The 23,236-nt window shown below is 62.7% G+C and carries 23 protein-coding genes; 5 read left to right on the forward strand and 18 right to left on the reverse strand.

Translation table 11 applies throughout. The features are described from left to right. Window positions 1-10: 10 nt before the first annotated feature. Genes A3OK_RS0110570 through A3OK_RS0110585 form a run of 4 tightly spaced genes read right to left on the reverse strand, consistent with a single transcriptional unit; the run spans window position 11 to window position 4,321 of the window. Entirely contained in the window at window positions 11-877 is an 867-nt protein-coding gene (locus A3OK_RS0110570; RefSeq protein WP_019904834.1) for an NAD(P)-dependent oxidoreductase, read from the reverse strand. A 10-nt stretch (window positions 878-887) separates the two neighbouring features. Next, the gene (locus A3OK_RS0110575; RefSeq protein WP_019904835.1) at window positions 888-1,745 is read right to left on the reverse strand and encodes an SDR family NAD(P)-dependent oxidoreductase; all 858 of its coding nucleotides are present in this window, start codon (window positions 1,743-1,745) and stop codon (window positions 888-890) included. Next, entirely contained in the window at window positions 1,742-2,500 is a 759-nt protein-coding gene (locus tag A3OK_RS0110580) for an enoyl-CoA hydratase-related protein (protein WP_026597122.1), read from the reverse strand. The genes A3OK_RS0110575 and A3OK_RS0110580 overlap by 4 nt, the downstream gene beginning before the upstream one ends. 54 nt (window positions 2,501-2,554) lie before the next feature. Next, window positions 2,555-4,321, reverse strand: a complete 1,767-nt coding sequence (locus A3OK_RS0110585; protein WP_019904837.1) for an acyl-CoA dehydrogenase — start codon at window positions 4,319-4,321, stop codon at window positions 2,555-2,557. Between the two features lie 186 nt (window positions 4,322-4,507). On the opposite strand from A3OK_RS0110585, the gene A3OK_RS0110590 reads away from it, so the two are divergent. Continuing rightward, complete coding sequence (locus A3OK_RS0110590) at window positions 4,508-5,506, forward strand: L-threonylcarbamoyladenylate synthase (protein ID WP_019904838.1); 999 nt, start codon at window positions 4,508-4,510, stop codon at window positions 5,504-5,506. Window positions 5,507-5,698: 192 nt separating this feature from the next. Here A3OK_RS0110590 and wrbA read toward each other — a convergent pair whose 3' ends face one another. After that, on the reverse strand, window positions 5,699-6,298 hold the full coding sequence (gene wrbA / locus A3OK_RS0110595; protein ID WP_026597123.1) for an NAD(P)H:quinone oxidoreductase: 600 nt from the start codon (window positions 6,296-6,298) through the stop codon (window positions 5,699-5,701). A gap of 5 nt (window positions 6,299-6,303) precedes the next feature. Beyond that, window positions 6,304-6,612, reverse strand: coding sequence for a hypothetical protein (locus A3OK_RS24570; RefSeq protein ID WP_245259461.1), 309 nt, complete (start codon window positions 6,610-6,612; stop codon window positions 6,304-6,306). Here A3OK_RS24570 and A3OK_RS0110600 point away from each other — a divergent pair. Further along, complete coding sequence (locus tag A3OK_RS0110600; protein WP_348625430.1) at window positions 6,511-7,329, forward strand: LysR family transcriptional regulator; 819 nt, start codon at window positions 6,511-6,513, stop codon at window positions 7,327-7,329. The genes A3OK_RS24570 and A3OK_RS0110600 overlap by 102 nt on opposite strands. Window position 7,330: 1 nt before the next feature. Here the strand turns inward: A3OK_RS0110600 and greA are convergent, their stop codons facing one another. The 7 genes from greA to A3OK_RS0110630 form a co-directional block, all read right to left on the reverse strand. Continuing rightward, window positions 7,331-7,792 (reverse strand): transcription elongation factor GreA, encoded by a 462-nt coding sequence (greA, locus tag A3OK_RS0110605; RefSeq protein ID WP_019904841.1) that lies wholly within the window; start codon window positions 7,790-7,792, stop codon window positions 7,331-7,333. A gap of 36 nt (window positions 7,793-7,828) precedes the next feature. Further along, on the reverse strand, window positions 7,829-8,821 hold the full coding sequence (locus A3OK_RS0110610; RefSeq protein WP_026597125.1) for an MDR family oxidoreductase: 993 nt from the start codon (window positions 8,819-8,821) through the stop codon (window positions 7,829-7,831). Window positions 8,822-8,931: 110 nt separating this feature from the next. Continuing rightward, window positions 8,932-9,531 (reverse strand): hypothetical protein, encoded by a 600-nt coding sequence (locus A3OK_RS0110615; protein WP_026597126.1) that lies wholly within the window; start codon window positions 9,529-9,531, stop codon window positions 8,932-8,934. A gap of 207 nt (window positions 9,532-9,738) precedes the next feature. Further along, on the reverse strand, window positions 9,739-10,593 hold the full coding sequence (locus A3OK_RS0110620; RefSeq protein ID WP_348625423.1) for a cell wall hydrolase: 855 nt from the start codon (window positions 10,591-10,593) through the stop codon (window positions 9,739-9,741). 321 nt (window positions 10,594-10,914) lie between these two features. Then, a complete protein-coding gene (locus A3OK_RS23975; protein ID WP_155911999.1) occupies window positions 10,915-11,172 on the reverse strand; it encodes a hypothetical protein in 258 nt (85 codons plus the stop codon). Window positions 11,173-11,384: 212 nt separating this feature from the next. Next, on the reverse strand, window positions 11,385-14,063 hold the full coding sequence (ppdK, locus tag A3OK_RS0110625; protein WP_019904845.1) for a pyruvate, phosphate dikinase: 2,679 nt from the start codon (window positions 14,061-14,063) through the stop codon (window positions 11,385-11,387). 381 nt (window positions 14,064-14,444) lie between these two features. Continuing rightward, complete coding sequence (locus A3OK_RS0110630; protein WP_036302773.1) at window positions 14,445-15,086, reverse strand: L,D-transpeptidase; 642 nt, start codon at window positions 15,084-15,086, stop codon at window positions 14,445-14,447. Window positions 15,087-15,664: 578 nt separating this feature from the next. On the opposite strand from A3OK_RS0110630, the gene A3OK_RS0110635 reads away from it, so the two are divergent. After that, a complete protein-coding gene (locus tag A3OK_RS0110635; RefSeq protein ID WP_019904847.1) occupies window positions 15,665-16,108 on the forward strand; it encodes a VOC family protein in 444 nt (147 codons plus the stop codon). Between the two features lie 10 nt (window positions 16,109-16,118). On the opposite strand, the gene A3OK_RS0110640 is transcribed toward A3OK_RS0110635, so the two are convergent. Then, complete coding sequence (locus A3OK_RS0110640; protein ID WP_019904848.1) at window positions 16,119-16,562, reverse strand: cyclic nucleotide-binding domain-containing protein; 444 nt, start codon at window positions 16,560-16,562, stop codon at window positions 16,119-16,121. 343 nt (window positions 16,563-16,905) lie between these two features. Here A3OK_RS0110640 and A3OK_RS0110645 point away from each other — a divergent pair, with 343 nt between their 5' ends. After that, window positions 16,906-17,100, forward strand: coding sequence for a KGG domain-containing protein (locus A3OK_RS0110645; RefSeq protein ID WP_026597129.1), 195 nt, complete (start codon window positions 16,906-16,908; stop codon window positions 17,098-17,100). A 1,015-nt stretch (window positions 17,101-18,115) separates the two neighbouring features. Here the strand turns inward: A3OK_RS0110645 and A3OK_RS0110650 are convergent. Then, a complete protein-coding gene (locus A3OK_RS0110650; protein WP_019904850.1) occupies window positions 18,116-18,916 on the reverse strand; it encodes a response regulator in 801 nt (266 codons plus the stop codon). Between the two features lie 180 nt (window positions 18,917-19,096). On the opposite strand from A3OK_RS0110650, the gene A3OK_RS23980 reads away from it, so the two are divergent. Next, the gene (locus tag A3OK_RS23980; RefSeq protein ID WP_026597130.1) at window positions 19,097-19,333 is read left to right on the forward strand and encodes a NepR family anti-sigma factor; all 237 of its coding nucleotides are present in this window, start codon (window positions 19,097-19,099) and stop codon (window positions 19,331-19,333) included. Between the two features lie 148 nt (window positions 19,334-19,481). Here A3OK_RS23980 and A3OK_RS23580 read toward each other — a convergent pair whose 3' ends face one another. The 3 genes from A3OK_RS23580 to A3OK_RS0110675 form a co-directional block, all read right to left on the reverse strand. After that, entirely contained in the window at window positions 19,482-19,658 is a 177-nt protein-coding gene (locus A3OK_RS23580; protein WP_003599466.1) for a DUF1328 domain-containing protein, read from the reverse strand. Between the two features lie 539 nt (window positions 19,659-20,197). Beyond that, on the reverse strand, window positions 20,198-21,565 hold the full coding sequence (locus tag A3OK_RS0110670; RefSeq protein ID WP_019904853.1) for a carbohydrate porin: 1,368 nt from the start codon (window positions 21,563-21,565) through the stop codon (window positions 20,198-20,200). A gap of 200 nt (window positions 21,566-21,765) precedes the next feature. After that, window positions 21,766-23,112: an Nramp family divalent metal transporter gene (locus A3OK_RS0110675; protein ID WP_026597131.1), complete on the reverse strand. Its 1,347-nt coding sequence runs from the start codon at window positions 23,110-23,112 to the stop codon at window positions 21,766-21,768. Window positions 23,113-23,236 lie beyond the last annotated feature (124 nt).

A 23,236-nucleotide genomic window follows, 5' to 3' on the forward strand; every position in this document is an offset into this window, starting at 1 on the left:
GCTTTACGTCTCAGGCGAAGGCCCCGGAAGGCGGTGTGTTCGCATCCGGCACGAAGAAGTCCGGCGCAAGGGGTATGCCGGGTGTGACGCGGTATTGTGTGAAGTCCGTGACACCCTGCTCCGCGAGAAAGCTGTCGTCGATGAGGAATTGGCCGGTGATCTCGCGGGACGGTTTCAGAAACAGGGCATGGGCCGCATCGGCGATGATCTCCGGCGTGCGGCTCGCCTGCATCAGCGCATCGCCGCCGAGCAGGTTGCGGACGGCCGCCGTGGCGATGGTCGTGCGTGGCCACAGGGCGTTGACCGCGACGCCTTGCCTGCGCAATTCGCCTGCCAGCCCCAGAACACAGAGCGACATGCCGAACTTCGCCATGGTGTAGGCGAGATGCGGCGCGAACCATTTCTCCGCCATGTCGAGGGGCGGCGACAGCATCAGGATGTGCGGGTTCTCGGCTTTGACCAGATGCGGGATCGCGTATTTCGAGACCATGTAGGTGCCGCGGGTATTGATCTGGTGCATCAGATCGAAACGCTTCATCTCCGTCTGCGGCGTGCGGGTGAGCGAGATCGCGCTGGCATTGTTCACCACGATGTCGATGCCGCCGAACGTCTCCGCCGTGCGAGCGATGGCCGATGCGACGCTGTCCTCGTCGCGGACATCCACCAGGAGCGGGAGGGCTCGGCCTCCCGCTGCCTCGATGGCGGCGGCGGCCGTGTGAATCGTGCCTTCGAGCTTGGGGTGCGGCGTGTCGGTCTTGGCGGCGATGACGATATTGGCGCCATCTCGGGCGGCCCGCAGGCCGATGGCGAGGCCGATGCCGCGAGAGGCGCCGGTGATGAACAAGGTCTTCCCCTTCAGGGAATTCGTATCCGTCATGGCTGTTTCCTCAGGATCCGAGGTGAAATCGCGCTGGCATCGTGCCGTCGGCATCGGTGAAACCGTACTCGGCCGCAAGGTCGCCCGCGTGCAGGATACGGCCGGTGCGAACATGAACGTCCGGATCGGCGGCCAGGGCCGCGAGCGCCCTGCCGGCATAGAGAGGGCTCTCCGTCGCCCGGTCGGCATGGCCGTTGTCCCGCGCCCTCTCGGTGCTCACGAAGCCGGGCGACAGCCCGAGCGCCGTGACGCCGTAGGGTGCGAGCTCCTGGGCGCAGACATAAGCGAGGCGGTTGGTGTTGGCTTTTGCGAGATCGTAGAACACGTCGCCGAGATAACCGGATTCCGTGTCGAACGAGACGAAGGCGATGAGGCCGCGTTTTGCCGAGACCATGGCCGGTGCGACGGCCCGCGCGAGGAGCAGGGCGGGATAGGGGCCACTCTCGAAGAAACTCGAGAGCGGTTCGGCGGAACGGCGCCAGAATGGTGTGCCCCATTCCGCCCCGTCGGCGTAGCGCTCGCCGTCGAAGCCCTCGTTACCGCCCCAGACGCTGGAGATGGCCACGTCGATCCGCCCGAAGCGACGCAGGGCCCAATGGACGAGGCCATCTACGGCCCGCTCGCTGGTATGGTCGCAGATGAAATGGTGTCCATGGCCGCCTGCGGCGTCGACCGCACGGGCCGTGTCCTCGATGGTTTCCGCCCTACCCTCCGTGCGCGGCCCGGTCTCGCTCGACCGAGCGGTGACGATGACCGTGGCGCCGGCCTCGCCCAACCCACGCGCAATACCGCGCCCCACGCCGCGCGATGCGCCGGCGACGAGGCAGATCATCCTGCTCAGATCGGGCTTCGGCGCGCGCCCACTCATGTGGCTTTCGCCTTGCCGAGGAATCGCGCGAACGCCGCCTGTGCCTCAGGCGCACGCAGCCGCGCTTCGAATGCCTCGGCCTCGGCCTCCAGAGCGGCCTCGACCTCGGCCTGATCGCCGCGGATCAGGCGACGCGTCGCGGCGACCGCACCGGGCGGAAGTGCGGCGAGGCGTCCAGCTTGGGCCAAGGCGTGGTCGAGCAACAGGTCGCTCGGCGCGATCGCGTTGACGAGCCCGAGCCTCAGGGCTTCGTCAGCATCGAAGGCTTGGGAAAGCAGCAGCAGTTCAGTGGCCTTCAGGAGTCCGACGCGGCGTGGCAACAGGTAGGACGAAGCCGCTTCGGGCACGAGGCCGAGTTCTACGAAAGGCATCCGGAAGCGCGCGGCCGGGCTCGCATAGACGAGGTCGCAATGCAGCGTCAGCGTCGTGCCGATCCCAACCGCGATCCCATCCACCGCTGCCACCATCGGTGTCTTGGTGCGCGCGAGCTGGCGGATGAAGCGAAGGGCGGGAGCCTCAGCGAAGGGCCTCCGTGAGCCCTCGACGAAATCAGCGAGGTCGTTGCCGGCGCTGAACGCACCTGGCAGGCCGGCGAAGACCACCGCGCCGACGGCGTCGGAGGCGTCGGCCTGCTCCAGCGCTCCACGCATGGCATCGTACATGGCTCCGGTGAGCGCGTTCTTCTTTGCCGGCCGGTCGATGCTGATGAGGCGGACGCCATCTTGCGTGTCGTAAATCGCGATGTGCTCGCTCACATTCGTCTCCTCATCCGCCGCCGCCCCCTTTTCCGTCCGATCCACGGGGAGGTTTCAGCCCGCCAGGGCCAGCATCGCATCCTGGGTGAACCCGCCGCCATCGACGACGCTCTGTTCGAGGCCGCTCGCAGCCGTGAGCAGGTTTTCGGCGAAGAACCGCGCCAGGGCGATACGGGCAGGATGGGCCGGGTCGGTCTCCCCCACCTTGATCGCAGCGTTCGAGGCCAGCGCCGCGCGGGCGAGGCATGTCGCTCCTTGCGCGAGCCCGAACAGGCGAAGATACGGCGTCGCTCCGGCCTGGGCCTCGTCCGGTCGGTTCGAGGCCAGAGCCTTGAGGAGGAAGCTCGTCGCCCGGTCGAGGCTTTCGATTCCGGCTCGCAGACGGGGCCCGAGATGGCCGAAGGCCGGGCTTGCATCCTTCTGGACCGTTTCCGCGACGCGTCGCATCGAGGCGAGTTGTGCCCGAACGGTCGCCCCGCCGTTCAACGGCAGCTTGCGCGCCACGAGGTCGATGGCCTGGATGCCGTTGGTGCCCTCATAGATGGCGAGGATGCGCGCATCGCGCATGTACTGCGCCGCACCCGTCTCCTCCACGAAGCCCATGCCGCCATGGACCTGCACTCCAAGAGAGGTCACCTCGTTGGCGATGTCGGTAGAGAAGGCCTTGGCGACAGGCGTCAGCAGTGAGGCCCTGTCGTGCGCGGCCCTGCCATCAGGTCCCCGCGCCGCGTCGAGTGCCTCCGCCGTGAGGTAACAGATGCCGCGAGCGGCCGCTGTGTAGGCCTTCATCGTCAGCAACATGCGCTGGACGTCGGCATGTTCGACGATGGGGCTGATAGGCTCCGACGAGCCCGAAGCCTTGCCTTGGCGTCGGTCCCGAGCATAAGCGAGCGCCTGCTGGTAGGAGCGCTCGGCCACGCCCACGCCCTGAAGCCCGACATTGAGGCGGGCCGAGTTCATCATCGTGAACATGCAGGCGAGACCCCGGTTCTCCTCGCCGATCAGCCAGCCCGTCGCGCCGCCCCGGTCACCGAAGGCCATGGAGCAGGTCGGCGAGCCGTGAATGCCGAGCTTGTGCTCCAGCCCCGAACAGCGCAGGTCGTTGTGACTGCCGTCGGGAAGGATCTTCGGCACCAGGAACAGCGAGATTCCGCGCGTTCCGGCCGGGGCATCCTTCAATCGGGCGAGGACGAGGTGGACGATGTTGTCCGCCATGTCGTGCTCGCCATAGGTGATGTAGATCTTGGACCCGACGATCCGGTAACTGCCATCGTCGGCCGCCTCGGCTCGGCTGCGCAGGAGCGAGAGGTCCGACCCTGCCTGCGGCTCCGTGAGGTTCATCGTGGCGGTCCACTCGCCGGTGACGAGTTTCTCGAGGTAGCGCGCCTTCAGTTCATCGGAGCCGTGCTTCGACAGCGCTTCGATCCCGCCCGCGGTGAGGAGCGGGCACAGCGCGAAAGCGATGCTGCCGGCATTCCACATCTCGCTGCAGGCGGCATTGAGGAGCAGCGGCAGGCCCTGTCCGCCGTACTCGGCCTCCGCGCTGAGGCCGTTCCAGCCGCCTTCCGTCCAGGTGCGATAGGCCTCGCGCCATCCCGGCGAGGTGGTCACTGCGCCATCCGCAAGACGGGCGCCCTGGCGGTCTCCGACGGGGTTGAGCGGAGCGATCACGGCATCCGCCACCCGGCCGGCCTCCTGCAGGATCGCGTCCGCATCCTCGATCGTCAGGTCACCATGGAGTCCCGATGCAATGGCGGCCTCAAGCCCCGCGACATGGCGCAGGGCGAAGCTGATCTCGGCAACTGGCGTGCGATAGGTCATGGCCGCATCTCCCGCGTCGTCTCGAGCGACGCTTCCTCCGTATTTGACGCGCGCGCCAGCCCGGCGATAGGGCCTGTCGTGCTGTCCGCCGACAGGCATAGGCAAGACAGGATCGCAGGGATAGGCAGTCGCTTGCGAGGATACGGCATCACGCCCGGCATCGGTCGGACAGGAGATAGTTTAGATATGAACGATCTCGGGTCAAGTCTCGGTCAGACGCTGACGCTGAGGCTCGAAGTCGACGCTGCCGGGATCGAACTGGCCGCGAGCCTTCTGCGCCAGGGCAAGCTCGTCGCCTTTCCTACAGAGACGGTCTACGGGCTCGGTGCCGATGCCTCCGATCCCGATGCCGTAGCGCGGATTTATCTGGCGAAGGAGCGGCCAAGCTTCAATCCGTTGATCGCGCACGTGCCCGACCTCGACGCCGCGCGTCGCGAAGGCGTGTTCGACGAGATCGCCCTACGTCTTGCCGAGGCGTTCTGGCCCGGTCCGCTCACCCTCGTCGTCCCTGCGGCGGCCAGTGGGACCGTCAGCGATTTGGCCCGCGCGGGCCTCCCGAGTGTCGCCCTGCGCGTACCCGCGGACCCCGTCGCATTGTCCCTGCTCGAACAAGTCGGGCGGCCGGTGGCTGCACCGTCCGCCAATCGCTCGGGTCGTGTGAGCCCGACCTGTGCCGAACATGTTCTCGCCGATCTCGATGGTCGTATCACCGCCATTCTCAATGGTGGCCACACGTCGGTCGGCGTCGAATCGACCGTCATCGCTTGCCTCGACGGTCGGGCTCGCCTGCTGCGGCCCGGAGGCGTGACGCGCGCGGCCGCAGAAGCAATCCTTGGTTTCGGTTTGGAATCCATGGCTCATTCGGGTGAGGCGCCGATCGGTCCAGGCCTGCTCGCTTCGCATTACGCGCCCCGTGCCGCCGTGCGATTGGATGCGTCGCGTGTCGAGCCCGATGAGGCGGTGCTGCTTTTCGGCCCTATCGATCCGCCGGGAACGAGAGCGGCCAGAGCACACCTGAACCTGAGCGAGACGGGCGATTTGCAGGTGGCGGCCGCTCGTTTGTTTTCTGCGTTACGTCGCCTGGACGAGGCGGGTGTCGAGACCATCGCCGTCGTCCCAATCCTGGAAGAGGGGCTCGGCGAGGCCATCAACGACCGGCTGCGTCGTGCTGCGTCGCCACGCTAGATTTTTTTCGAAATGATGCGGAACCCTTCCACATCGTCCGCGTTTATCGATCCAGAAGGCCAGTTCAGCCCCCAATGACCTTCTCCCTTTCAAGGCTCGGAGTAATCCGGGTCTTTTTTCTTGGGCTCAGGTATGTAGGCATCGCGAAGGCCCTCGCTGAAGCAGCGAGGGCCTTCGCGATTCTTAGGGCAGTCAGCCGGCGATTTTTGCGGCGATGCTGGCGACATGCCTGCCCTGATAGCGGGCGCCGTCGAGTTCGACCGCATTCGGCTGTCGGCTCCCATCGCCATCGGCAATTGTCGATGCGCCATAGGGCGTGCCGCCCTTGACCTGCTCCACACCAGTCTGACCGGCGAAAGCGTAGGGTAGCCCGACGATGACCATTCCGTGATGCAAGAGCACGGTATGGAAGCTCGTCAGCGTCGTCTCCTGTCCGCCATGCTGGGAAGCGGTGGAGGTAAAAACCGAGCCGACCTTGCCGATGAGGTTACCCTGCGCCCAGAGACCACCGGTCTGATCCAGGAACTGCTTCATCTGCGCGGCCATGTTGCCGAAGCGCGTCGGCGTACCGAAGATGATCGCATCGTAGTCGGCCAATTCGTCGACCGTGGCGATGGGGGCCTGTTGATCGAGCTTGTAGTGGAACTGCTTGGCGACCTCGTCAGGCACCAATTCCGGTACGCGCTTCACGCTGACCTCGGCGCCCGCCTCGCGGGCACCATCCGCAACGGCGTTGGCCATCTGCTCCACATGGCCCCAGGACGAATAGTAGAGGACCAGAACCTTCGCCATCGTGTTCACTCCAAATTCCGGGAGGCTGCAGCGCAGCCGTTTTCCTGGCGCTGATATCTGCCTTCGCGAGCCTTGCGGAAATGCCTCGATCTGCAAAAGTTGTTTTGCATCGATGCAAGGCTCATCGAAGCAAGGTTCTTTGGGAATGAAAGCTGGCCGTGTCGGATTGGGATGACTTCCGCCTCGTAAGAGCCATCGCCGATCAAGGCGGCTTGACGCGTGCCGCCGATCAGCTCGGTATCAACCACTCGACGGCATTCCGCCGCCTCGCCACTATTGAGGCGTCGATCCAACAACCGCTTTTCGAGCGCCATCGATCGGGCTACGTGGCCACCGATGCCGGCCGCGCCATGGTGCTCGCCGCCAGCCGGATGGACGACACGGTGGCGCAGTTCAACCGAGAACTGGCGGGGCGTTCCTCCGAACCAGCCGGCGACCTTCGCATCACCGCGCCCGCCGGACTCGTCACCTCGATCCTCATGCCGATCTTCGCTCGGTTTCAGCGGCGTTATCCGCGCATCAGGCTGGATCTCGTTCTCGCCGAAGAATCCCTCAACCTGTGCCGGGATGCCGACGTGGCGATCCGCGCGAGCGATCGACCGCCACCGAGCCTCGTCGGGAGGCGTCTCGCGACGATCAATTGGGCACTCTACGGAACACGGAACTTCGTTGGACGACCGCTCGCCGAATGCCCGTGGGTCTGCCCAAGCGAAGTCGTAGCCGGCGGCCGGTTCGCCGCCTATGCGAAGTCGCAGATGATGTCGGACAAGCTCGCGATGTCGATCAATACCGTGCTCGGATTACGCGAGGCCATCGAGGCCGGATGCGGGATTGGACCGTTGCCGCGATGGGAAGCTGATACGCGCCCTAATCTGGTCCGCTTGTCCGAGAACGAGCCCGCCTTGGCGAGCTCGCTCTGGATTTTAACCCATGCGGATCTGCGTCACGCCCCGCGGGTCAGGGCCTTCATGGACGATATGGCCACCGAGATTGGCGCAATGCGTCCGATGATCGAAGGCATCGGTGCCTAGATTAGCCGATCGACTCGATCTCGATCTCGTGGCCGTTGACCTCGACGGTATCGCCGGCGCTCTTACCCGTCAGCGCCTTCGCCATAGGAGAAACGTAGGATATCGACCCCTTGGCGGGATCGGCCTCGTCTTCCCCGACGATGCGAAACGTCTGCTTGGTTTCGTCTTCCTTGATGATCGAGACCTTCGACCCGAAATGGACCGTGTCGCCGTCCATGGGTTCAACCAGCTCGGCCGAACCGAGACGGGCGGTCCAATAGGCTAAGTCGCGGGTCACGCGAGCCTCGTCGGCCTTGGCGCCCGGCGTCAGCGCGGTAAACTCCGCCTGTAGCCGCGCGACCTCAGCCTCCATGTTGGCGAGACCTTGGGAGGTGACAAAATTTGTATGGGGCGAGATCGGACGATCGGGAAGATCCTCGAAGGCTTCGCCGCCCTCACGCTCTTTGACGAATGCACTGCTCATGGAATCGGCAATGCTCTGGAGGCGAAACAGTTCCGCTTAGGCTTGACCGACCGATACCACGGTCCGACCACGCGTCCGTCCCTCCAGAATATCTTCTGCGAGAGACCCGACCTCGGAGAGAGGCACTGTGGTGGTCATCGTGGCGAGGAGAGTGCGGTCAAGGTCTCGCGCGATCCTCGCCCACGCCTCTTTGCGCTTGGGAAGGGGCGTGCTGACGCTATTGATCCCGAACAGCGTGACCCCGCGCAGGATGAAGGGTGCCACCGAGGTCGGCAGGTCCATGCCGCCCGCAAGACCACAGGCGGCAATGGCGCCATCTGCTTTGGTCGAAGCGAGGAGATTGGCGAGGGTCGTCGAACCCACCGCGTCAATTCCGGCGGCCCATCGCTCCTTCGCCAGCGGCTTGCCAGGATTGGATAATTCGGACCGGTCCATGATTTCGGAGGCGCCAAGGGATTTGAGGTATTCCGCCTCGCTGGCTCTCCCCGTGACGGCGATGACATGCCAGCCGGCTTTGGCGAGGAGTGCCACCGCCACCGAGCCGACACCGCCCGATGCGCCGGTGACGATGGCGGGACCATCGGACGGTTTCAGGCCGTGGGCATCCAGGGCCATGAGACAGAGCATGGCGGTATAGCCCGCGGTGCCCACGGCCATGGCTTCTTCGGGCTTCAATCCTGTCGGCAGCGGTACCAGCCAGTCGCCTTTCACCCGCGCCCGTTCCGAATAAGCACCGAGATGACTCTCGCCTACGCCCCAGCCCGTGAGCAGAACCGCATCGCCGGGCTTGTAGCCGGGATGGTCCGAACTCTCAACGATGCCGGAGAAATCGATGCCGGGAATCATGGGGAACCGGCGCACCACGGGCGAGCGCCCGGTCATCGCCAATCCGTCCTTGTAGTTCAGGGTCGAGTGCGTGACCCGGATCGTGACGTCCCCGTCCATCAGGTCGGCCTCGTCAAAATCCGTGAAGCGAAGGGTCTGACCCGCCTCGCTCTTCTCGATCACCCACGCCTTGAACGTCGCCATGTCCGTCGGTCTCCTCTTCGCCCACGTGAGACCTGTGGCGCAGTTGGCATGAATCAAGACGGCCCCGAGCGCGGAGGCGCCCGAGGCCGTGATGTTGCCGTTTCGATCGATCAATAGCCGTCGTAGATGCTGCCGCTGGAGAAGCCGAGACCGACGCCGATATCGGCCGAACTGGCGCCGGTGATGCCGAACGCGTCGGGGATTGAGCCCACGAGGCGCGTTCCATGGGAGCCGACATACCCGCCTCCGCCGCCATAGGCCGGAACCCAACCGGACCGGCCGCGTGAGACGAGGACCGAGCGTTGAACGCTGGCATATTCGGCGGGGATCGTCTCGGGGATGGTCTGGCCCGGCTGCGCCAGTACGCGGCGATGACGAACCGCGAAGCGCGGAGGGATGTTCACCCAGCAGCCGATCATCTCGCCATAGGCATCGCGACGTGTCTGCCACACGCGGCCACCGGGCGAGACCTGGATCTGTTCGGAGACGGTCTCGAAGACGGGCGGGATGGAGCGGTAGACCGTCCTCGCGGGACGGACGAGAACGCGCTCGGAAACGGTGTCGTAGACCGGCGGGGTGGTGACGTGACGGTAGCACTCGGCTCCGCCACAGCCACCGGCCTGAGCCGATGTCACGAGAGCGGAAACACCGAGGATGGCGCTGGCGAGGGCGGAGGCAAGTTGGGTCAAATGAGCGACCGGCGCGGTCATGACGGAATCCTCGACACTGAAATGCGTTGTGATCGGTGCACGGCCAATGACGGCACGCACTCTTCGACGCACTAGAGGCGGTCAAGTTGCGCTCGGAGCAAGCTGTATCGGAGATCAGGGTAAAATTAACCCTGGCTTAAGACTACGCAGATCCGATTCTGCTTAAGTAAAGTCATTTTGTTTGAGTCACGCGTCGTTAAGGCGAATTCAAGTCTGCCCACGCTTGAGCTGGTAGAAGATGTGCCGGCCGATCACGTCCATCTTCTTCAGGCGCCGCGACCAGCCGGGTTTGACGTAGTCGGCGTGGTAATGCGTGGCACCTCCAACCTCACTGAGGTAGGTTCGGCCCTCGATCACCGCGCTGGCGATACGGGTGGCGCTCTGCCAGGACGGGCCGTCGGTGATGTGCAGCGACTTGCCCTCACAGGCGAAAGAGAACTGGCAGCCCATATAGCGATGACGGTTCTGGTAGACCACGCCGCAGACATTCGAGGGATATAGGCCGCTCTTGACGCGGTTCAGCACAACCTGAGCGACGGCCGCCTGGCCTTCCTCCGGCTCACTGCGAGCCTCGAAATACACTGCCTCGGCGAGGCAGCGCTGTTCCCGGTCCATGGCGTCCGGGCCAATGAGGTCGGCGTAGCGGTGGCGGGCGTCGTCGGGAGCGGCCTCGCCGCCGCCGATGCTAGTCTCCTTTTGCGGCGAGAAACCTGGGAACATCAGGCTTGCGGCTGCGACTTCGATCGGTGTGGCATCCGCTGGGGCGGGCGTCGTCGAGGACAGCGCGATGGCGCGGGGAATGGCAGGGGTGGAGCCGTCTGAGGGTACTTCGGTTTCGTCATCTCTGGCGGGCGGCGTGAAGCCCGCAGTGGGTTCGAAGTCCGGCGTCCAGATTGCTGATCCGGGGATGAGGAGATCTCCGTCCGAACCTGCCAGACCGACGTTGAGAAGACTTGCCGCTGTGTCGTTCGGGCCTCGCGCGGCGTGGTTCGGATACAGCCGCTCTGTCGCCTTCACGTCGGTGCGCCGACGGGTGCCTGGCGTATCGTGCGAAAGCGGCAAGGCAATTCCTGACGCGCTCGGTTCCATGTGACCAAGGGCAGATGGATTGGTACCGGCTGTCGCAGTGAAGGAGACGATAAAGCCTAGCGCCAGTGTCCAGGGCGCAAGGGAAGTACGGAGCCAATGCCTTCGTAAGGACCGGCGAACGCGTCTCGTACTCACGACCAACCAACCCGCTCATGAACCCTCGACAGACTGCTCCCGTGCGTCGGGAGCGACTGGCGTGATCAGAACTATCGATGGTTATGGTTGCGAGTGTCTTAAGACCGTTGGCTGACATCGCTGTCGTCAGCCGCAAACACATCCCGACCGCGAATCCGATCAGAAACGTCCGGGTCTGCCGTATGTCACGGCGAGGGCTCCGACGAGCGAACTCATGCTCGATCGTCCCTTCATGTCGGCGATTCGCTCAGCATCTCCGCTGCTCTGAGTAGCAACCGCAAAGACAAGAAGCGCGACGGTCACGATGCCGCAAAGCATCGAGAGAACCCAAATATAGGTCTGCTGCAGTATCCGCGGAAATGGAACGGCGGCGGGATTTTCATCGAGGAATAACGGGTTAGGGCTCGAGTCGCTCATGGTCGGCGTTCCCGCGCGTTTCTGTGCCACCCCACCCAGCCGGGAGCGTCGTCGCGCACTGGTCTGGCACTAGCACTGAACGTGCTCGTGCGACATCGGTTCACCGATTTTTCAAAGATTTATTCAGCGAGAATTCGAGCGGTGGCAAACCAACGAAAAAGGGCAGCCATCAGCTGCCCCCTCGTGTTCGTGATTTTGAAATTGCAGGCCAATCAGCCGCGGGTCTTGTCCCGTGTCGCCAAGGCTGCCTGAGCGGCGGCGAGACGCGCGATCGGCACGCGATATGGTGAGCAGGACACGTAATCGAGTCCGACCTCCTGGCAGAATCCGATCGATGCCGGATCACCGCCGTGCTCTCCGCAGATGCCGAGCTTGATGTTCGGACGAACCGCCCTGCCCCGCTCGACACCGATGCGGACCAGTTCGCCCACGCCTTCCTGATCGATCGAGATGAACGGATCGGCGGTGAGGATACCTTTCTGGGTGTAGGCCCCCAGGAATGTCGCCGCGTCGTCACGCGAGATACCGAGTGCGGTCTGGGTCAAGTCATTGGTGCCGAAGGAGAAGAACTCGGCGGTCTTCGCGATATCGCCGGCGCGGAGTGCTGCACGCGGCAGCTCGATCATGGTGCCAACCTGATAGGACAGTTCGGCTCCGGTCTCCTCGGTCACGGCCTTCGCCATGGCGTCGATCCGTGCCTTGACGATGTCGAATTCCATCTGAGTGAAAACCAGCGGCACCATTACCTCAGCGGTGACAGGCTGGCCGGTTTCCTTGGCGGCCTGTACGGCAGCCTCGAAGATGGCGCGGGCCTGCATTTCCGCAATTTCTGGGAAAGCGATGGCGAGGCGGCATCCACGGAAGCCGAGCATCGGATTGAACTCGTGGAGTTCGCTCATCCGGCGGCGGAGCTTGTCCTCGGACACACCGGTGCTCTTGGCAACATCCTGCACCTCGGCATCGGTATGTGGCAGGAACTCGTGCAGCGGGGGATCGAGCAGGCGGATCGTCACCGGCAGGCCGGACATGATCGTGAACAGCTCGACGAAATCCTGGCGCTGGTAGGGTAGGATCTTGGCCAGGGCCGAGCGGCGACCCTCGACGTCGTCGGCGAGGATCATCTCACGCACGGCGACGATGCGGTCGCCCTCGAAGAACATGTGCTCGGTCCGGCACAGGCCGATACCTTCGGCGCCGAAGTTGCGCGCGGCACGGGCGTCTGTTGGCGTGTCGGCATTGGTGCGAACCTTCATGGTGCGGACCTTGTCGGCCCAGCCCATCAGGGTCGCGAACTCGCCGGAGAGCGAAGGCTCCAGCATCTTGACTTCGCCGAGGAGAACCTGACCCGTGGAACCGTCGATGGTGATCTTGTCGCCGGCCTTCAGCGTCGTGCCCGCCACCGAGAGTGTACCGGCCTTATAGTCGACGCGGATCGTTCCGCAGCCCGAGACACAAGGCTTGCCCATGCCACGGGCGACCACGGCGGCGTGCGATGTCATGCCGCCGCGCGTGGTGAGGATGCCTTCCGACGCGTGCATCCCGTGGATATCCTCGGGGCTCGTCTCGATCCGCACGAGGATACACTTGCGCTCGGCCTTGCGAGCGGCCTCGGCATCCTCGGAATTGAACACGATCTCACCTGTGGCCGCGCCCGGCGAGGCCGGCAGGCCGGAGGCGATGACCTTGCGCTCGGCCTTCGGGTCGATGGTGGGGTGAAGAAGCTGGTCGAGGGCGGCGGGCTCAACCCTGCCGATTGCCTCCTCCTCAGTGATCAGGCCTTCAGCGGCGAGATCAACGGCGATGCGGAGTGCTGCCTTGGCGGTGCGCTTACCGTTGCGGGTTTGGAGCATCCAGAGCTTGCCGCTCTCGATGGTGAACTCCATGTCCTGCATATCGCGGTAATGCGTCTCGAGCAGGCCGTAGATCCGCACGAGCTCCGCGTAGGATTCGGGCATGGCCCGCTCCATCGAGGGCTTGTCGGACTTGGCCTCGATCCGCGCCTTCTCGGTGATGTCCTGCGGAGTGCGGATGCCCGCCACCACGTCTTCGCCTTGTGCGTTGATGAGGAACTCACCGTAGAGCGCACGTTCACCGGTGGAGGGGTTGCGGGTGAACGCGACGCCCGTGGCCGATGTATCGCCCATGTTGCCGAACACCATGGCCTGGACGTTCACCGCAGTGCCCCAGCTCTCGGGGATGTTGTTGAGCTCGCGGTACTTCTTGGCGCGCGGGATCATCCACGAGCTGAACACGGCGCCGATGGCGCCCCATAGCTGATCTTCTGCACCTTGCGGGAAGTCCGAGCCGTGCTCCTGGCGGACGATATTCTTGTAGAGCCCGATCATATGCTTCCAATCCGCTGCACCGAGTTCGGTGTCGAGATTGAAGCCCTTGGTCTCCTTGTAGTGCTCCAGCGCTTCCTCGAAGGCGTGGTGCTCCACGTTGAGCACCACGTTTGAGTACATGGTGATGAAGCGGCGGTAGGAATCATAGGCGAAGCGCGGATCGCCCGCCCCTTCCGCCAAAGCCTCGACGGTCACGTCGTTCAGGCCAAGGTTCAGCACCGTGTCCATCATGCCCGGCATAGAGGCGCGCGCGCCAGAACGGACCGAGACGAGAAGCGGGTTTTTCGGATCGCCGAAACCGCGGCCGGTGAGCGCACCGACGGCGTCAAGGGCGGCCTGGACCTCGGCTTTCAGCTCCGCCGGGTACTGACGGTCATTATCGTAGTACCACGTGCAGACTTCCGTAGTGATGGTGAAGCCCGGAGGAACCGGCAGACCGAGATTCGACATCTCGGCGAGGTTGGCACCCTTGCCTCCGAGGAGGTTGCGCATGGACGACTGGCCCTCGGCCTTGCCATCGCCGAACGAGTAGACCCACTTCGCCATCGTCACCGATCCGCTTGCAACAGTATGGGGCACGATGCCCGTCGATGCCCCGTTGGACCATCTCATGTTGCAACGCAAGATGAACGCCTAACCAGACGCCTCCGCTTTACACCACGGTCAATCCGCCTTGTCATCGAGAGGCTCTGTAGCCCGGATGCATCCATAGAGACGCACCGAATTCTACGCTACCGCTCGCGAAACGCCCAGGCCCATCAGCCCGAGAGGGATGAGAGAGACCACCACATTGTAACCGGTGGTCGCGGGCCGCCGACGATCGGCACTCCCAAGGGAGTTGGATCGGTGCACGTAGTATCGGCACTGTTATCGGTGCATCGAGTATCGGTGCATTGAGGCCGCCCGGCCTCGCTGACTCAGGAATGGTTAGACCCGATATTTGCCGTTGCGCTTCACCAACACCCGCGTGCCGACCGGGACACGTTCGAACAGGTCGACAATGTCTTCGTTGAGCATGCGCACGCAACCGGACGACATCTGTTCTCCGATGCTCCACGGCTCGTTGGTACCATGGATGCGGAACAGGATGTCCCGGTTGTTCTGGTAGAGGTAGAGCGCTCGGGCGCCGAGCGGGTTGTCGACTCCGCCTTTGCGCGTCCGCGGCAAGTCGGGGTTGAGAGAGACCATCGTGGTGGTGGGGCTCCAATCCGGCCAAACCCCCTTACGTCCAACCTTTGCTTCGCCCTTCCAGGAGAACCCGAGCTTACCTACACCGATGCCGTACTGACGGGCATTTCCATCCTCCTGCACCAAGGCAAGCTGGCGGTTGTCGATGTCAACGACGATCGTTCCCGGACGCTCCGCTCCGGTGTAGCGGACCACCTGCCGGCGGTACTTCGGATCGAGCCGCGAGGTATCGACCAGGGGCACGTCGTAGGGCTTATCGGGCATCGATCCCGTATACCAAGCGGCCTCGTCGTCCTGCGCGACGGTCATCGGGCCGCGAGAATTGCATGCGGCCAATGGGGCGATGACGAGCAGGCTGAGAAAGACGCGGCGAATATGCATCGAGAACTCCACGAGAGTGGTCGTCGGGCGGGGCATTGCCCACATGACTACCTTCCGGGGGAGGCCGATGTTGTGTCTTTCACGTCGCAGCAGGAGCGAACGTGCTCATATGGGCGGATTTTACGGCAGGTATCGCTTGTGAGCCCAGCCGGTCTGACTCGGCCGACCTGGCGCGTTCAGTACACTGACGCCGACCCATTTCCAGCGCGCTCGAACGCCTGCTGCTTCCGTGCCCGAAGTGCACCCCAAGAGCCGCGTCGGGTGAGGTGGTGCCGCACCGATATCAGGAGACGGCATGGACACGCCTTGCTTGCCCTCAAGCCGCAAGTGGTTGGCAGCGATCGCGAAAACCATGGTTTTGACATCAATGACCCAGAGAGATTTGCGGCAAGGGGATGATGTCCGTGAAGTCTCCATAACGTGAATCGGAAACCAAGTTGTCAATCTGAAATCAACACAATCAACCTCAGATCAAATTTGCCTTTTCGAGATGAACCAGCTGCGTTTGCTCACCTTGGCTTGAGAAGGCATGGTCGAGCCATTGCAGCCGGGCCGCTGGAACACGGGAGGCATGTCAGATGGCCGACACACAGACGCTGACCGTTTCGGATATCGAGGAGCCGCTCGCCGCATTGGGTCCGGCGGTCCATCTCGACCATTGCGTGATCCACGTCTCCGATTGGGAGCGGTCCACCGCATTCTATCGTGATGTGATGGGGGCCGAGATCGTGTCGCGCGGGAAAGGCTTCGCCTATCGGTTCGGCGGAGTGCAGTTGAACGTCCATGGTCCCGGTCTTTCGCCCAAGCCCTTGGCGGAACGACCGGTCATGCCGGGCGGCAGCGATCTCTGCTTCCGTTGGTCAGGATCGATCGAGGATGCAGTCGCCCATCTTGCTGCGCAGGGCGTACCGGTCGAGTTAGGCCCTGTTGAGCGTAGCGGCGCCGCAGGCTCCGGATTGAGCGTCTATTTCCGTGATCCTGACGGATCCCTGATGGAGTTCATTACCTATCCGACAGGGTAATGGTGCAGGCTCAGCTTCGGCGTTCGGCCAATTGCTGATTTGTGTGCTCCAGTCTCAGAGCAAGTTCCCGCATCACAGCGATGCTGATCTGTGGGAACTGAGCCAGTAACTCAAGAAACACGGTCCGATCGATCCGCAAAGCCGTGACGGCACTTTCTGCCTGAACAGTGGCCGATCGCGGCTGATCCGCCAGGATGCCCATTTCACCGACGAGGGCATTCGGCCCGAGGAGTGCGAGTCGGAATGAACCGTATGACCCGTCAATGGTGACGGCGGCCGAACCTTCCAGGATCAGGTAGGCTGCATCGGCCACATCGCCTCTGGCGAAAAGCTGCTGGCCAGCCTCGAAATGGACGCGCTCACTCGTGAAGGCAAGGAGCTTGAGCCTCGACGGCTCCACTCCTCGGAACAATGGCACTTGGCGCAGCGAAGTGACCTCGGTATCGAGAGTCATGATGCCTGGACCATTTCGAGCGCTCCGTTGACGGGCGCCCGCCGTCGGTCGCCTTCATCTCGCGTATCCATGCGGTTTGCCCCAACATTGTCCAGCCCCGCACCGTGCTGACACGAGCTTGACGCGATCGGGGACCAGCGGGGAGAGCTCGGCAGCATGGCCGAGGAAGGTTCCGTGCTGAAATCCAGGATGACGTTTCTGGCGTGCCTAGAGCTACTCCGCCAATCTTGGATCGGGACGGGCGAGATGGAGCCGGCCATTTATCTTCGGTTACGCTCGCAGAGGAACCATCGATATTGGCGAAGGTTGTCCTTTTCGAGAACCACATGCTGAGGAGGCGCTGATGGCATCAGGAAATTCTACCTCGAAGCGAGGTTTTGCGTCGATGGATTTGGAGCGGCAACGCGAAATCGCGAGCAAAGGCGGGCGCAGTGTGCCGGCCGAGAAGCGCTCTTTCTCCCAGGATCGCGAACTCGCCTCGTCGGCGGGACGCAAGGGCGGTCAGTCGACTGGCCCCGGACGGCCGGGCGAAGACTAAAAGCCTTGATCTAAGTGGAGCGAGGCGCGTGCCGATTTCCGGCGCGCGCCTTTCTTTTTGTTCGCTCCACCGTTTTCAAAAAAGATCGACAACGAAAAGCCCCACGCTGCAAGCGAAGGGCTTTTTGGTCCATTCCCGATGAGTACCGAAATCCAGCGCTCGCTCAGGCGATGCAGCGTCCCGGTATCATTCGACGTGCTTCCGGCCCAGCAAGTGAACTGATCGCACCCTCGCAGCCATCCCGCATGGAGCGGCGCGGCTTAAGCATAGGCTTCTCACTCGAAGCCGAGTTTCGATCGTCAGAAATTGCTGGTGCCAAGCGCTCGGTTGTCCGCGCCGTCGACACACGTACAACCGCCGCTCCGGCGGGTATCGATCCTGAAAGCGCAATGCGCCCCGCTGGTGCGGCAGCGGCAGCGGCAACTGCGACGGTCGACAGGGTCGCCGACGCTGGGGGGGAACGAAGGTCAGCCTCCCGCTGAAGAATCGGATGAAAAATCACCGCAAGAAGGGCCGCTGGTCCACTGACACTCAGGAGGAAGGCAGACCGAAGCATCGGCGTAATCTCCAAGCGGAGCTTGACAGGATGCTCGACAACGCGATCAAATCGTCATCGGTTCCTCGACTGAACGAAAACTTTATGGTCAGTAAATACGGGCTTCGATATTGCGATAAATTTGCGCTGATCCATGAGCCGCAGGAGAAGGGACGTTGCTAAAAAATCACGCCAATTTGCAAAATGGCGGCCGACTCATTTTTTGGAACCGTGTTGTATCCTGTCCGTTATCAGGTCACCCGGCCGCCTGGTCCTCCCCCCGCATTCCCCTTGTGCATTGGCCGGAAACTTCTCACGGGTCGGACATATGTCCGACCCGTTTTTCGTAGGATCGTTCCCTTTTCGATAAAGTGGAAGGCTTCAGGACAGCTTGAACCCTTTATGCAAAAAGCCCCGGTCAAGGACCGGGGCTTTTGTATGAGATCATCCGACGAATGCTTCTGTTCGCTTCTCGGGTTATCAGGCAGTCTTTTCTCGCCGACGAGCACTTTGCTGGAAAAACAGCGCCTGGCTTATCACCGCGGACACGTTGGCGGGCTGGAACGGCTTCGCGATCAAGAAGGCGGGCTCAGGACGTTCACCTGTCAGGAATCGCTCGGGATAGGCGGTGATGAAGATCACCGGGACCTCGAAAGTCTTCAGCAGGTCGTTCACCGCGTCGAGCCCGGAAGACCCATCCGCGAGTTGGATGTCGGCCAGGATGAGGCCGGGGCGCGAGCCTTCGGATGCGATCTTGATCGCCTCGGTCCGCGTACGCGCAACGCCGATGACGTTGTGCCCAAGTCCCTCGACGAGAGCTTCGAGGTCCATCGCGATAAGGGGCTCGTCCTCAATGATGAGGATCTCGGTCGCCATGTCGGCAGCGAGTTCACGGCCAGCCTCGTCGACGAGGTCACGCACCTGCGAGACATCGACTTCGAGGATCACCGCAGCATCCTCTTCGGAGAATCCTTCAAGGCAGGACAGCAGAAACGCCTGGCGCGGCAGCGGCGTGATCTGGCCCAGACGAACTTCGGCCGGAAGATCATGCTGAACCTGATCGCTCTGCCCGTTCACCGAGAGAGAATTCCAGATGCGCGTATAAACACGAAACAAATCCGCCTTGACGTTCGTGCTGCGCCCGAGCGTGTCTGGCTCATTGACGAGCGTCTCCAGCGTTGCGGCTACGTACGCATCGCCGGCGACTTGACTGCCGGTCAGCGCCCGCGCGTAGCGGCGCAGATACGGCAGATGTTGCACGACGAGTTGAGCTGTCGACATTAGATCCCCTTGGCTCTGCCGTTTTTTATGACCGCCACCGCCATAACGCGGATCGATGGCCTCTGTTCCGCATGCTCGGAACCGTTTGTGATGCGCCGCGTTGCAGGTGCAGCCATGACTTATGTCAAGCCGCAAAACAATCGCGGCGATGCCACTGCGCGGCATCAAGGGGATAACTGAATGGACGATCACGAGACGAGCCGCGCCTCACTGGTAGAGGCGCGATCGAAGCGGGAGCGTGGATCAAGACATCATGATGTCGATACGCACCGACTGAGTGATCTCACTCAGAAAAGGATCGGGATGCATCTGCGGGTCATGTACGACACGATCGTCCAGCAGCCGGTCCCGGATCGCTTTCGCGATCTCATTGCCCGGATGGATGAATCCAAAAATGAAACCTTAGACGACGCCTAAGCCATTGCAGTCTCAACGATTTTAAAATGAGCATTGGATCGGGCAGAGTACCGCGTCCTGCATCGGTTTGAGAAAAACCGCCGAAATGATCCGGCGGTTCTCTCCTTTTAGCAGTCTAGATGCGCAGGTACATCTCTGCTCTCGATGGTCAGAGTGTCGGCGAGCGACCACGCATCAGACCAATGACGGCTGAGATTGCGAACAGCACGATTGCGACGAAGAAGACGAGCTTCGCAGCTTCCATAGCCGTACCGGCAATGCCACCGAAACCAAGCAAGGCGGCCACGAGGGCCACGACGAGAAATGTTACAGCCCAACCAAGCATGTCCGTGATCCTTGTGAAGCTGGTGCGACCTGTGCCGCGACCTCATGACAGCAATAACGCTAAGTTATCGAGCCGGTTCCTGACTTCGACACAAAGCGGTCACGATTGCCTTTCGAGAGTGCGGGTTTGCGCCCATATCAATAACGCGGCAGGTGAAGAGGTCGGCTGTCATCATCGGTTTGCGAGTTAGGCCGCCCCAGTCGGCGCGGCGAGCGGCAATCGTTTGACCAGCGCTCCGGCATACGGCCGGCCACCTCTGCGTCATATCGCCAAGCATCTTGTCTGCACCGGGAGCGTGACCCCAATTAGATGTTGACGCGGGTGTGGAACCCGGTGTCGGATGTGGCGTTCCTCACCCGTTCCCGAGCACGGATACGTAGCAATGAAAGAGTCGACGGCTGGATCACTTGCACGGCGCTTTCTTCATGCGGTCGCTGCTGCGGCCCGTGGAATGGTTGAAGTGGCTGAGGGTGTTCTGCCCGCTCCTCAACCCGTGCCTGTTCGCGTCCGTCGTGATCATCGACGCTGACCGATTGATCCTAATAGGTTAGTGTAGACCGAATTCCGAACACGGCGCCGCCCCTGATAGGGCGGCTCGGCAGGGATGGGTCGACGATCCCGCCGCCAGGATTGAAAATGTATTGGATGTCGGGCTGTACGGTCCAACCCGGATCTAGATTGAATTGGTACGTGAGTTCGATAGTGGCTTCGTAGCTGCGAACAATATCGAATGGCGAGGCGAAGGACATGCGGTCCTGATCGAAGCGGCGAGCGTTTTCTCCGATACGCGCGTAGATGAAGCTCAGGCCGAAAGTGTCCTTCGGCCGGTTCGGTACTAGTCCAGCAACGACAATGCCTCCATCTGCCCACAGATCGACGAGATTTCGATCCGAAGGGCTCGTGGAGACACGGGTGTAGGCGAAGACACCGGCGTCTTCGTCACCGCCGTCTGGCCGGTAAAGATGCTTATCAAGAACCGCATAGATGCCGCTGGTGCCAGCGTGCTGCTTGGCGGTTTCATTGCTGTCGATGTTTGCCAGCGGCAATCCTGACCGGTCGAAGCGATAATCGTCGAACTGTCCGAAATGCCGATAGCCGCCAAGCTTGACGCTCCCTCGGAGCCCGTCAGCCCCCGGCGTCGAACGTAGTTGAACTTCTCCCATGACGAGAGGCGCGTCGTTCAGCCGGAAGTTCAACCCCGTTCGGTTGACGCTGGCCTGATTGCCGGGGTCGCCATTGAAGATCGCGACAAGGGCGCTCACCGAACCATCGGGCGTCCAGCGAAGTCGCAGGCCGGGGGTCGAGAGAGGATAGGCCGGTCCTCCGCTGGGCAGATTCGCCCCAGTAATGGTCGGCCAGTCATTGCTGAGAAAGATCTTCCCGGTGTCGGACGAGAAAAATTCGCCATCCGCCACGAGTTGCCCCATGCGTAGGCTCAGATTCCCGTTCTCCGAGGTTCGCTCGAGCCACAGTTCCGACAGCCGCGTCGACGGATAGGCTTCGATGTTGCTGACCGTGATCAGCCGCTGGAAACTTCTGTCGCGTAGGCCGCCCGTATCGTGGATCTGAAAGACATTGGCGAAGGCAGCCCAGCCTGTCCAACCGACGAGTCGGTCGAGATCGACTGTAAGCGCCGCCTCGAGCTTCCCGGCATGGATCGGGCCACGCCTCACTCCACCCGCGACGTTGCCGAGAACCTCGTTCGTGTAGAGCAGATTGTAAGTGATACCTCGCGCCGTCGTGATGCTGCGAAAGCCGCCCGGATCACCGAATGCGCCGAGAGAGTCTTGTATCGACGGGGGACGATCGGCTTCCAGCGAAGCGGATTGTGCCGGTCGGTCGTCAACGGCCCCGGTCTGCCCAGGCTCTGACTTGACGGGCGACGCTGCCAGGACGGCGAGCGCCAATACGGTCTCCCTGATCCTTGCCGCTCCGCGTCTGCCCATTCTCTCCAAGCTGATCATCGACGCCTCGTCTCAATAGTATAGTCCATGCTATATTCGCGGGCAAAGCTTGTTCGCCCGATGCCGTGACGCGGCCTGGGCGAGGGTGTCGTGATCAGTTTCCCGCCCGCTCCCGTTCTGGGAAGCGGGCGCTGGTTCAGGTCTCAGGCTCCGATGACGGTATCGACCAAGAGCTTGATGTTGAGAACGATGATGATGGCGGTGATCACCCAGGCGAGGAACTTCAGCCAGGCCGGGATGACCAATGCTCCCATCTTTTCCTTGTCCGAGACGAAGCGGACGAGGGGAACGACGGCGAAGGGCAATTGCATAGACAGGACGACCTGGCTCAGCACCAGCAGGCGCGCCGTACCGTCTTCCCCGTAAAGTGCCGTCACGATGACGACGGGAACGATGGCGATGCCGCGCGTGATCAGACGCCTCGCCCAGTCGGGAATGCGCAGGCGCAGGAAGCCTTCCATGACGATCTGGCCGGCCAGCGTCGCGGTCACGGTCGAGTTGAGACCCGAGGCGAGGAGGGCGACGGCGAACAGGGTTGACGCGATGCCGGCACCGAGGAGCGGTGACAGCAGCTCGTAGGCCTGCTCAATCTCCTGCACGTCGGTTCGCCCGGTGGAATGGAACACCGAGGCGGCCATGATCAGGATCGCTGCATTGACGAAGAGCGCCAGCATCAGGGCGATAGTCGAATCCGTCACCGCGAAACGCAGAGCACCGCGGCGTCCCTCGTCGGTGCGGGGATAGGCCCGTGTCTGCACGATGGACGAGTGCAGATAGAGATTATGCGGCATCACTGTCGCGCCGATGATGCCGATGGCGATGTAGAGTGCGGCTGGGTTGGTGACGATCTCGGTGGAGGGGATGAACCCCGCCAGCACCGCCTGGACGGGAGGTGCGGCGAGCGCGATCTGAATGCCGAAGCACACGAAGATCACGAGAAGCAGCGCGATGACGAAGGCTTCGAGTGCCCTGAAGCCCCTCCGCATGAGAAGGAGGATCAGGAAGACGTCGAGGGCCGTGATGATCGCTCCGACGATGAGCGGAATGCCGAAGAGCAGCTTGAGGGCGATGGCGGTGCCGATGACCTCGGCGAGATCGCAGGCGATGATCGCCGCTTCGCACGCGATCCAAAGCGCGAGGCTCACGGGTCGGGGATAGTGATCTCGGCATGCCTGGGCGAGGTCGCGACCTGTGGCGATTCCGAGCCGCGCCGACAAAGCCTGCAGCACGATCGCCATCAGGTTGGAGAGCAGGATGACGGCAAGCAGCGTGTAACCGAACTGGGCACCTCCCGCGATGTCGGTCGCCCAATTGCCCGGGTCCATGTAGCCGACAGAGATCATGTAGCCTGGGCCGATGAAGGCCAGCAGCCGCCTCAGCCAGCTTCCGTGTGACAGCACCGGCACGCTGGCGTTCATACGGCCGAGGCTCGGCTGTTCCTGGGTGTCGCGGCTGAAACGCCACGCCCGATCCTCGTTAAGCCTGTCCATATCTGGAAATCCGTCGACCTTACCCGTGAGCGCTGCACTGCACGCGAGCTGGCGTATAGCATCTGCTATAATGGAAAACAAAGGCTAAGAGAGGCCTCACATGCGGTTGCGCTGTCGTCGCTCC

This window comes from Methylobacterium sp. 77 (genome assembly GCF_000372825.1).
Lineage (GTDB): Bacteria > Pseudomonadota > Alphaproteobacteria > Rhizobiales > Beijerinckiaceae > Methylobacterium.

Bases quoted from the DNA above. Each gene is read 5' to 3' on its own strand.
- A3OK_RS0110570 (WP_019904834.1), bottom strand. From the start codon at position 877: ATGACGGATACGAATTCCCTGAAGGGGAAGACCTTGTTCATCACCGGC.
- A3OK_RS0110575 (WP_019904835.1), bottom strand. From the start codon at position 1,745: ATGAGTGGGCGCGCGCCGAAGCCCGATCTGAGCAGGATGATCTGCCTC.
- A3OK_RS0110585 (WP_019904837.1), bottom strand. From the start codon at position 4,321: ATGACCTATCGCACGCCAGTTGCCGAGATCAGCTTCGCCCTGCGCCAT.
- A3OK_RS0110590 (WP_019904838.1), top strand. From the start codon at position 4,508: ATGAACGATCTCGGGTCAAGTCTCGGTCAGACGCTGACGCTGAGGCTC.
- wrbA (WP_026597123.1), bottom strand. From the start codon at position 6,298: ATGGCGAAGGTTCTGGTCCTCTACTATTCGTCCTGGGGCCATGTGGAG.
- A3OK_RS24570 (WP_245259461.1), bottom strand. From the start codon at position 6,612: ATGGCGCTCGAAAAGCGGTTGTTGGATCGACGCCTCAATAGTGGCGAG.
- greA (WP_019904841.1), bottom strand. From the start codon at position 7,792: ATGAGCAGTGCATTCGTCAAAGAGCGTGAGGGCGGCGAAGCCTTCGAG.
- A3OK_RS0110610 (WP_026597125.1), bottom strand. From the start codon at position 8,821: ATGGCGACGTTCAAGGCGTGGGTGATCGAGAAGAGCGAGGCGGGTCAG.
- A3OK_RS0110615 (WP_026597126.1), bottom strand. From the start codon at position 9,531: ATGACCGCGCCGGTCGCTCATTTGACCCAACTTGCCTCCGCCCTCGCC.
- A3OK_RS23975 (WP_155911999.1), bottom strand. From the start codon at position 11,172: ATGAGCGACTCGAGCCCTAACCCGTTATTCCTCGATGAAAATCCCGCC.
- ppdK (WP_019904845.1), bottom strand. From the start codon at position 14,063: ATGGCGAAGTGGGTCTACTCGTTCGGCGATGGCAAGGCCGAGGGCCAG.
- A3OK_RS0110630 (WP_036302773.1), bottom strand. From the start codon at position 15,086: ATGCATATTCGCCGCGTCTTTCTCAGCCTGCTCGTCATCGCCCCATTG.
- A3OK_RS0110635 (WP_019904847.1), top strand. From the start codon at position 15,665: ATGGCCGACACACAGACGCTGACCGTTTCGGATATCGAGGAGCCGCTC.
- A3OK_RS0110640 (WP_019904848.1), bottom strand. From the start codon at position 16,562: ATGACTCTCGATACCGAGGTCACTTCGCTGCGCCAAGTGCCATTGTTC.
- A3OK_RS0110645 (WP_026597129.1), top strand. From the start codon at position 16,906: ATGGCATCAGGAAATTCTACCTCGAAGCGAGGTTTTGCGTCGATGGAT.
- A3OK_RS0110650 (WP_019904850.1), bottom strand. From the start codon at position 18,916: ATGTCGACAGCTCAACTCGTCGTGCAACATCTGCCGTATCTGCGCCGC.
- A3OK_RS23980 (WP_026597130.1), top strand. From the start codon at position 19,097: ATGGACGATCACGAGACGAGCCGCGCCTCACTGGTAGAGGCGCGATCG.
- A3OK_RS23580 (WP_003599466.1), bottom strand. From the start codon at position 19,658: ATGCTTGGTTGGGCTGTAACATTTCTCGTCGTGGCCCTCGTGGCCGCC.
- A3OK_RS0110675 (WP_026597131.1), bottom strand. From the start codon at position 23,112: ATGGACAGGCTTAACGAGGATCGGGCGTGGCGTTTCAGCCGCGACACC.